Source organism: Streptomyces sp. NPDC056527 (assembly GCF_042794475.1).
Taxonomy (GTDB): Bacteria; Actinomycetota; Actinomycetes; order Streptomycetales; family Streptomycetaceae; genus Streptomyces.
The window spans coordinates 117,269-123,889 of the sequence record NZ_JBHTTQ010000013.1; the positions used below are offsets into that span (position 1 = coordinate 117,269).

Genomic DNA, 6,621 nt, shown 5'->3' on the forward strand with positions numbered 1-6,621 from the left:
CTCGGACATCGCCTACTTCTTCTCTTCCTGCCTGCTTGCCCCGCTGCGACTCCAACCTAATTGATCGCAGGGGCGGAAGGCGCGCGGCGACTCAGTGGCCGCCGCGATGCAGCCTGCCCTCGTAGCGGGCTTCGAGGACGGCGTTGCGCTCGTGGCCGCCGGGCAGGTTCGCGGAGACGTACACCGGCGGCTCGTGCCCCTCCGCGAGGAAGAGGGCGACCGACTCGGCGACCACCATCTGCACGAGCAGCGCGGAGGTGAGGGTGGAGACGCCGCAGAGCGCTCCGCCGTCCGGGAGGGGCAGCAGGGCGTCGCCGGTGGGGGCGCAGTTGTCGAGCACGGCGTCGGCGAGGTCGGCGAGCCGCCTGCCGCTGGGGTGCAGGGCCGGGACGGCGTGGGTGTGTTCCAGGGAGGTGAGGGCGACGAGCGGGTGACCGGCGTCGGTGACCTTCAGCGCGAGGTCGACGATCGAGTTGTTGACGCCCGAGTTGGAGATGATGACGAAGAGGTCCTGCGGGCGGGGTGTGGCGAGGGCGTAGAGCCGGTCGGCGAGGCCCGGGGAGCGCTCCAGGAGCGGATCGGCGAGTACGGAGGGGTCCTCGCCGCCGCGCAGCACGAGGTCGGCGAGCGCGATGCGGCTGGTGGGGACGAGTCCGCCGGCGCGGCCCGCGATCTCCAGGGCGGTGGCCTGGGAGTGTCCGGTCCCGAAGGCGTGGATCACCCCGTCGGCGGCGACGCAGTCGGCGAAGAGCCGGGCGGCCGCGGCGACCGAGTCCTTGTTGGCCGCGACGGCCCGCTCGACGGCCCCGCGGGCGTGGTCGGCGAACAGGGCGGCGCCGAGGGCTGGTTGGGGCATGGCGAAGCCTCCATTGGCTCATTGAACCGGAATCGGACGAGCGTTCCGGCTCAATGAACCAGCCCGCCCGACCTCAGTCAAGGGCCCGGGAAACGCCGACGGGGCGGCGTGCACCGACGCGGTGTCGGAGTACGCCGCCCTCGGGCGGAACGTGTCGCGGAGGACCTGCCGTGTACGAACCACAGCGCCCGGCCCTGCCTACCGAGCCGGCTCGGCCGACCCGGCCTGCCCGCCGAACACCTCCTTGACGAGCGCCTTCTGCGCCTTCTGGAACGCCGCAGCCGTGGCGGCGAAGTCGAGTTCGGCGTCCCCGGTGGTCAGCGAGGCGGTCAGCGTCCTGCTGCCGTCGGGCGTGCTGTACATCAGGGCGGCCCAGCCGAAGAAGCCGCCGTTGTGGTGGAGGACGGTGCCGCCCCCGTCGATCTCCTCCACGAACACCCCCAGGCCGTAGCCCAGCTTGGGGTGCGGCGTGCGCATCTCGGCCAGCAGCGAGGCCGGCAGGAGCTTGCCGCTCATCAGTGCGGAGAAGAAGGTGTGGAGGTCCTCGGTGGTCGAGATCATGTCTCCGGCGGCGGAGATCCAGGAGACGTTGAAGCGGGTGACGTCGACGACCTTCCACTGACCGGCGTCCTCGTACCGGTAGTAGCCGTGAGCGTGCGGCTCGGGGATCTCCGGCGAGGCGCCCGGCACCACGGTGCCCGACATCCCCAGCGGCCGCAGGATCAGCCGCCGCGTCTCCTCCGCCAGGGAGCTGCCGGTGACCTCCTCGATCAGCAACTTGGCCAGCACGTAGTTGGTGTTGGAGTAGCTCCAGTCCGCCCCCGGCTCGAACCGCACGGGCTTGGACAGGGAGAGCCGTACCAACTCCTCCGGCTCGTAGGTGTGGAACCGGCGGTCGACGTACTCCTGGCCCTGCCAGGGGATCCCCGGCGCGACCGTCCCGTCGTCGTAGTACTCGCCGGTGTGGTTGAACAGCCCGCTGGTGTGCTGGAGCAGCATCCGCACCGTGATCCGCCGGTCGAGACCGAACCGGGGCAGATAGTCGTCCACCGGGCTGTCCAGCCCGATCCTGCCCTCGGCCACCAGCTGCAGCACGACGGTCGCGGTGAAGGTCTTGGTGGTGCTGCCGATCCGGAACCGCCCGTCGGTCGCCGGCTCGGCGCTCTCCCCCAGCTTGCGCCGTCCGGCGCTGCCGACCCACTCGCCCCGCTCGTCGTTCACGCGCAGCTGGACCCCGGCGAAACCGGAATCGACGATCTCCTGGATGGCCTTCCGCAGTTCCGGGCGATCCCGGTCGGTAAGGGTGCGGGACATGAGGGTGTGCTCCTTTGCGTCTGACGTGGACTCGATCGGGTGGAGGGATGGTGCGACGGGGCCGTGCCGGCGCCCGGGATGTCCGGGCGCGGTGGCGCTTCAGATGCTGCGGGCCGTGATGTCGCCGTAGGCGGTGGTGGCGTGGATGGTCAGGCCGGGGGTGCCGTCGGTGTTCTTGAGGGCGTTGCGGATCCGGCCGTAGGAGGTGCCGGCGTCCAGGGAGGCGGAGACACCGCGGGCCGCGCCGACCGAGATCTCGCCGGCGTCGGTGCGCAGGGTGACGGTGCCGCGTACGGCCTCGGTGATGTCGAGGTCGCCCTTCCGGGTGCGGATCTCCGCGTCGCCGCCCAGGCGGCCGACCGTGACGTCGCCGGCCTGGAGGGTGAGGCGGGCGCTTGCGGCCTCGTCGAGCTTGACGGTGCCCTGCGCGGCCTCGAAGGCGACCTCGCCCAGCCGCCCCACGCCCCGGAGTTCGGCGTCGGCGCTCTTCGCCTCGATGTGGGAGCCGGCCGGGAGCTGGACGGTCACCTCGACGTATCCCGAGCTGCCGAGGATCTGGTTCTTCGCCTCCGGGGCCTGGATCCGCAGGACGCCGTCGGCGAAGTCGACGGTGGTCTGCTCCGCCGCCTTCACGTCACGGCTCTTGGAAGCGTCGGCGGGCAGGACCTCGACGGTGGCGTCGGCCCGGTCGGCGGCGATGATCCGGACGCGGCCGGCGGGGATGTCCAGCTGGGCGGAGATGGCGGCGGTGGTGGCGAACGTCTGCATGGTGCTCTCCTCGTTCAGTGGCGGGCGCTCCGTCGGCCCGCTGTTTCTGATAGTGGAAAGCTACGTTGCGTTCAGAGTTCTGGCAACACACTCGTTGCGCAGGATCGGCATCGTTGCAGGTAGAGTCAGAGAATTCATTGCAATGATTCCGGAAGTAATGCAACAACCCTTGCGTCGCTCGTTGCAATGGGTCGGAGTGAACGCTATGCTTCGGACTTCTACGGATCATGAAGGAGAACGCGATGCCCGGAGGCAGGCTCACCCAGCCCGAACGTCAGCAGATCGCGCTGGGACTGGCCGACGGCCTCGCCTACGCCGAGATCGCCAGGCGCCTCGAACGCCCGACCTCGACGATCACGCGCGAAGTGATGCGCAACGGCGGCCCCACCGCCTACCGCGCCGACCTGGCCCACCGCGCCACGGAACGCCGCACCCACCGCCGCAGGCAGGCCGCACCGTCGGAGGCGCCTCCACTGGCCCACGGACGCGACGCCGAGGCCGTGCGCGAGTACGAGGAACTGTTCACCACCGTCATGATGCAGTCGGGCATGCCCAAGATGATGTCCCGGGTCATGGCCTCCCTCTGCCTCGCCGACTCGGGCAGTCTCACCGCGTCCGAACTCGCCGGGCGCCTCCAGGTCAGCCCGGCGTCCGTGTCCAAGGCGATCACGTTCCTCGAGAGCCAGGGCATGATTCGGCGGGAACGCGACGAACGCCGCCGTGAGCGCTACGTCGTCGACGACGACGTCTGGTACCAGTCGATGATCGCGAGCGCCCGTTCCACCGCCCACATAAGCGACATCGCACGGCAGGGCGTCGGCGTCCTCGGCTCCGGCACCCCCGTCGGCACCCGCCTCGAGAACATCGCCCGCTTCCTGGACTACGTCTCCGAAAGCACCGCCCGCGCCGCGGAACAGGCCCGCGCCATCCTCCACACGAAGCCCGAACCGGACCCGGACAGCACTACCTGAGCCGCCTGCGGACCGTCGTCACGGGAGCCGGGCCAGGGCCACCGCACCGGCCACGCCGTCCGGCACCGGGGACGGGACCAGACCCAGCGCCCCCACCCGCTCGGCGAGTCGCGACAGCAGCGGGCCGCCGGGGCCGATCAGGCCGCCCGTGGAGACCAGCGGTTCCCCCGGGCGTGGCCGCAACGCGCCCACGGTGGCGGCCAGTTCGTCCGCCGCCCGGTCGAGGAGGGCACGGGCCACCTCGTCCCCGGCCCGTTCCGCGTCCACCACGAGCGGGCTGAGCGCCGCGAGCCGGACGGGGTGGCCGCCGAATCCGTAGCCGACGACGTGCTCCTTGGTCAGGCCGCCGCACACCTCCTCCACCGGCCCGGCCAGGGCCGTGGCAGGGCCGCGGCCGTCCAGGGAGCGCAGGACCGCCCGCAGCGCCTCGCGCCCCAGCCAGAAGCCACTGCCCGCGTCGCCGAGGAGCCAGCCGTCCCCGTCCACGGTCCGGACCACCCTGCGCCGTTCCACGCGCGCGGCGGCGGCGCCGGTGCCCGCGATCAGCACGAGCCCGTCGGCCGGGGCGCCGGGCCCCGAGGCGAAGGCGATGTCGGCGTCCCCCATGACCTCGACCCGGGCCGGGGCGGCACCGACGTCGGACAGCGCCGCGGCGAGCGCCGAACCGGCGTTCTCCGCCCCGCCGCCCGGCCCGCCGCCCGCGAAGCCCGCCACCACCGAGACAAGAGCGCCCGCCCGGCCTGGCGGCACGGCGCCCCGCAGGGCCGGCGCCAGATTCCGTACGAGATCGGCATGCGGCACACTCAGCGCGTTGCCCGGGCCTCCCGTGCCCTCCCCGAGCACCGTGCCGGTCGCCGCGTCGGAGAGCCGTGCCCTGATCCGCGTACCGCCGGCGTCGATGCCGAGCACGCACATCTGAATCCCGGATTCGTTCATCAGCTCGCATGGTGGTTGATAGATTCACCGCTCGACAAGACCCGCGCACCAGGCAGGGCAGGAGGGAACACCACCGTGATCACCGCTCTGATCCGCTCCGAACTGCCCCGCATGTCCGGTTCCTTGCGGAAGGTCGGCGCCTGGGTCCTCGACGATCCGGGCCGGGTGCCCGGGGTCTCCGCCGCGGAGCTGGGCCGGCGCACCGGGACGTCACAGGCGACCGTGACCCGCTTCTGCCACGCCCTCGGCCTCGGTTCGTACCAGGAGTTGCTGCTCGCCCTCGCGCAGGAGCGCGGCGAGAACGAACGCAGCGGACAGGAACGGCCCCTCGGGCCGGACATCGGCCCCGACGATCCGCTCGACCAGGTCGTGGCCGCCGTCGCCCAGGCCGATCTGGGGGCGCTGCGCCGGACGGCCGAGCGGCTGGACCTCGACGCGCTGGAGCGGGCCGCGCAGATCCTCGCCCAAGCCCGGCGCATCGACGTCTACGGCGTCGGAGCCTCCGGCGTGGTGGCCCTGGAGACCGAGGCCCGGCTCTTCACCATCGGCTGCGACGCCCGCGGCTGGACGGAGGTGCACGCCGCGGAGACCTCGGCGGCGCTGCTCACGCCCGCGGACGCGGTCGTGGCGCTCTCCCACTCCGGGGCGACCCGCGAGGTGCTCTCCCCGCTGCGGCTCGCGGCCGAACGCGGCGCGCGGACGGTCGCGGTGACCGGCGATCCCCGCTCCCCCGTCGCCCGGGCCGCCTCCACCCATCTGACGGCGACCTCGGCCGAGACCAGCTTCCGGCGGGGCGGTTTCGGGACGCGGCATTCGGTGCTGCTGATCCTTGACTGCCTCTACGCGCGCGTGGCCCAACTGACGTACGCGCGCGCGACCGCCACGATGGCGCTCACCGCACACATCCCCGGCAACCACCGCTAGCCGGAGGTACGCGAACGGGCCCCGTCCGCGAATCGTTTCGCGGGCGAGGCCCGTTCGTCACACTGTCACACCACGCTTCAGATCTCGCCGCGCAGTTTGGCGAGCGCCTCGGCGAGGATCGCCTCGCCGTCCGCGTCGCTGCGCCGCTCGCGCACGTACGCGAGGTGCGTCTTGTACGGCTCGGTGCGCGGCGGGTCCGGCGGGTTGTCCCGGTCCTGACCGGCCGGGAAGCCGCAGCGCGGGCAGTCCCACGTCTCCGGAACCTGTGCGTCACTGGCGAAGCTCGGCTGCGTCTCGTGCCCGTTCGAGCACCAGAAGGAGATGCGGAGGCGCGGCGCCGACTCGCCCCGCTCGGCCTCCCCCATCGGCCCCGCTCCGACCCGGCTTCCCCGGATCGCGTTGCCACTTGCCACGGTCGTAACTCCCTGCGTGATGGTGCTCGAAGATGCCCCAGTCTACGTAAGGCCCAACGCGCGTCCAGTGATTGGAGTTACACGTCCAACTTCATCAGAAGCGCAAGTACGACAATGCACGCGAACCACAGCAGACCGACCACGACGGTGATGCGGTCCAGGTTGCGCTCGGCGACCGAGGAGCCACCGACGGACGACTGCATACCGCCACCGAACATGTCGGAGAGGCCGCCGCCCTTCCCCTTGTGCATGAGCACCAGCAGCATCAGCAGGCCGCTGAAGACGATCAGGGCGATCGAGAACCCCATAACCACGGCTGGACCAACTTCCTCGGATCTCATACGGACGGGGGGGGGGGGGGGGCGGCCCCCCCCCCCCCACGGTAAGAAGGGTAGTAGCTACCCCCAACAAGAGGATAACAAAAAAAGTGGCGGGAGCG

Annotated in this window: 8 protein-coding genes; 2 read left to right on the plus strand and 6 right to left on the minus strand. The window is 71.6% G+C overall.

Annotated elements, in window-relative coordinates; translation table 11 throughout:
• Positions 1-91: 91 nt before the first annotated feature.
• The 3 genes from ACFQ7Q_RS10370 to ACFQ7Q_RS10380 all read right to left on the minus strand — a co-directional run bounded on the left by ACFQ7Q_RS10370 (position 92) and on the right by ACFQ7Q_RS10380 (position 2,938).
• The gene (locus tag ACFQ7Q_RS10370; RefSeq protein ID WP_383552047.1) at positions 92-856 is read right to left on the minus strand and encodes a sugar isomerase domain-containing protein; all 765 of its coding nucleotides are present in this window, start codon (positions 854-856) and stop codon (positions 92-94) included.
• Positions 857-1,054: 198 nt separating this feature from the next.
• A complete protein-coding gene (locus ACFQ7Q_RS10375; protein WP_383552049.1) occupies positions 1,055-2,170 on the minus strand; it encodes a serine hydrolase domain-containing protein in 1,116 nt (371 codons plus the stop codon).
• A 99-nt stretch (positions 2,171-2,269) separates the two neighbouring features.
• The gene (locus tag ACFQ7Q_RS10380; RefSeq protein WP_383552051.1) at positions 2,270-2,938 is read right to left on the minus strand and encodes a DUF4097 family beta strand repeat-containing protein; all 669 of its coding nucleotides are present in this window, start codon (positions 2,936-2,938) and stop codon (positions 2,270-2,272) included.
• Between the two features lie 242 nt (positions 2,939-3,180).
• Between ACFQ7Q_RS10380 and ACFQ7Q_RS10385 the strand changes: the two genes are divergently transcribed.
• Positions 3,181-3,909 (plus strand): helix-turn-helix domain-containing protein, encoded by a 729-nt coding sequence (locus ACFQ7Q_RS10385; protein WP_383552053.1) that lies wholly within the window; start codon positions 3,181-3,183, stop codon positions 3,907-3,909.
• Between the two features lie 18 nt (positions 3,910-3,927).
• Here the strand turns inward: ACFQ7Q_RS10385 and ACFQ7Q_RS10390 are convergent, their stop codons facing one another.
• Positions 3,928-4,845 (minus strand): N-acetylglucosamine kinase, encoded by a 918-nt coding sequence (locus ACFQ7Q_RS10390; RefSeq protein WP_383552055.1) that lies wholly within the window; start codon positions 4,843-4,845, stop codon positions 3,928-3,930.
• Positions 4,846-4,920: 75 nt separating this feature from the next.
• Between ACFQ7Q_RS10390 and ACFQ7Q_RS10395 the strand changes: the two genes are divergently transcribed.
• Complete coding sequence (locus ACFQ7Q_RS10395; RefSeq protein ID WP_383552057.1) at positions 4,921-5,769, plus strand: MurR/RpiR family transcriptional regulator; 849 nt, start codon at positions 4,921-4,923, stop codon at positions 5,767-5,769.
• A 77-nt stretch (positions 5,770-5,846) separates the two neighbouring features.
• Here ACFQ7Q_RS10395 and ACFQ7Q_RS10400 read toward each other — a convergent pair whose 3' ends face one another.
• Both ACFQ7Q_RS10400 and secG read right to left on the minus strand, forming a co-directional pair.
• Positions 5,847-6,182 carry an RNA polymerase-binding protein RbpA gene (locus tag ACFQ7Q_RS10400; RefSeq protein WP_003976875.1) on the minus strand — a complete coding sequence of 112 codons (336 nt, stop codon included), beginning with the start codon at positions 6,180-6,182 and terminating at the stop codon, positions 5,847-5,849.
• A 77-nt stretch (positions 6,183-6,259) separates the two neighbouring features.
• Positions 6,260-6,490, minus strand: coding sequence for a preprotein translocase subunit SecG (secG, locus tag ACFQ7Q_RS10405; RefSeq protein ID WP_260228894.1), 231 nt, complete (start codon positions 6,488-6,490; stop codon positions 6,260-6,262).
• Positions 6,491-6,621 lie beyond the last annotated feature (131 nt).

Bases quoted from the DNA above. Each gene is read 5' to 3' on its own strand.
- ACFQ7Q_RS10370 (WP_383552047.1), bottom strand. From the start codon at position 856: ATGCCCCAACCAGCCCTCGGCGCCGCCCTGTTCGCCGACCACGCCCGC.
- ACFQ7Q_RS10375 (WP_383552049.1), bottom strand. From the start codon at position 2,170: ATGTCCCGCACCCTTACCGACCGGGATCGCCCGGAACTGCGGAAGGCC.
- ACFQ7Q_RS10380 (WP_383552051.1), bottom strand. From the start codon at position 2,938: ATGCAGACGTTCGCCACCACCGCCGCCATCTCCGCCCAGCTGGACATC.
- ACFQ7Q_RS10385 (WP_383552053.1), top strand. From the start codon at position 3,181: ATGCCCGGAGGCAGGCTCACCCAGCCCGAACGTCAGCAGATCGCGCTG.
- ACFQ7Q_RS10390 (WP_383552055.1), bottom strand. From the start codon at position 4,845: ATGAACGAATCCGGGATTCAGATGTGCGTGCTCGGCATCGACGCCGGC.
- secG (WP_260228894.1), bottom strand. From the start codon at position 6,490: ATGGGGTTCTCGATCGCCCTGATCGTCTTCAGCGGCCTGCTGATGCTG.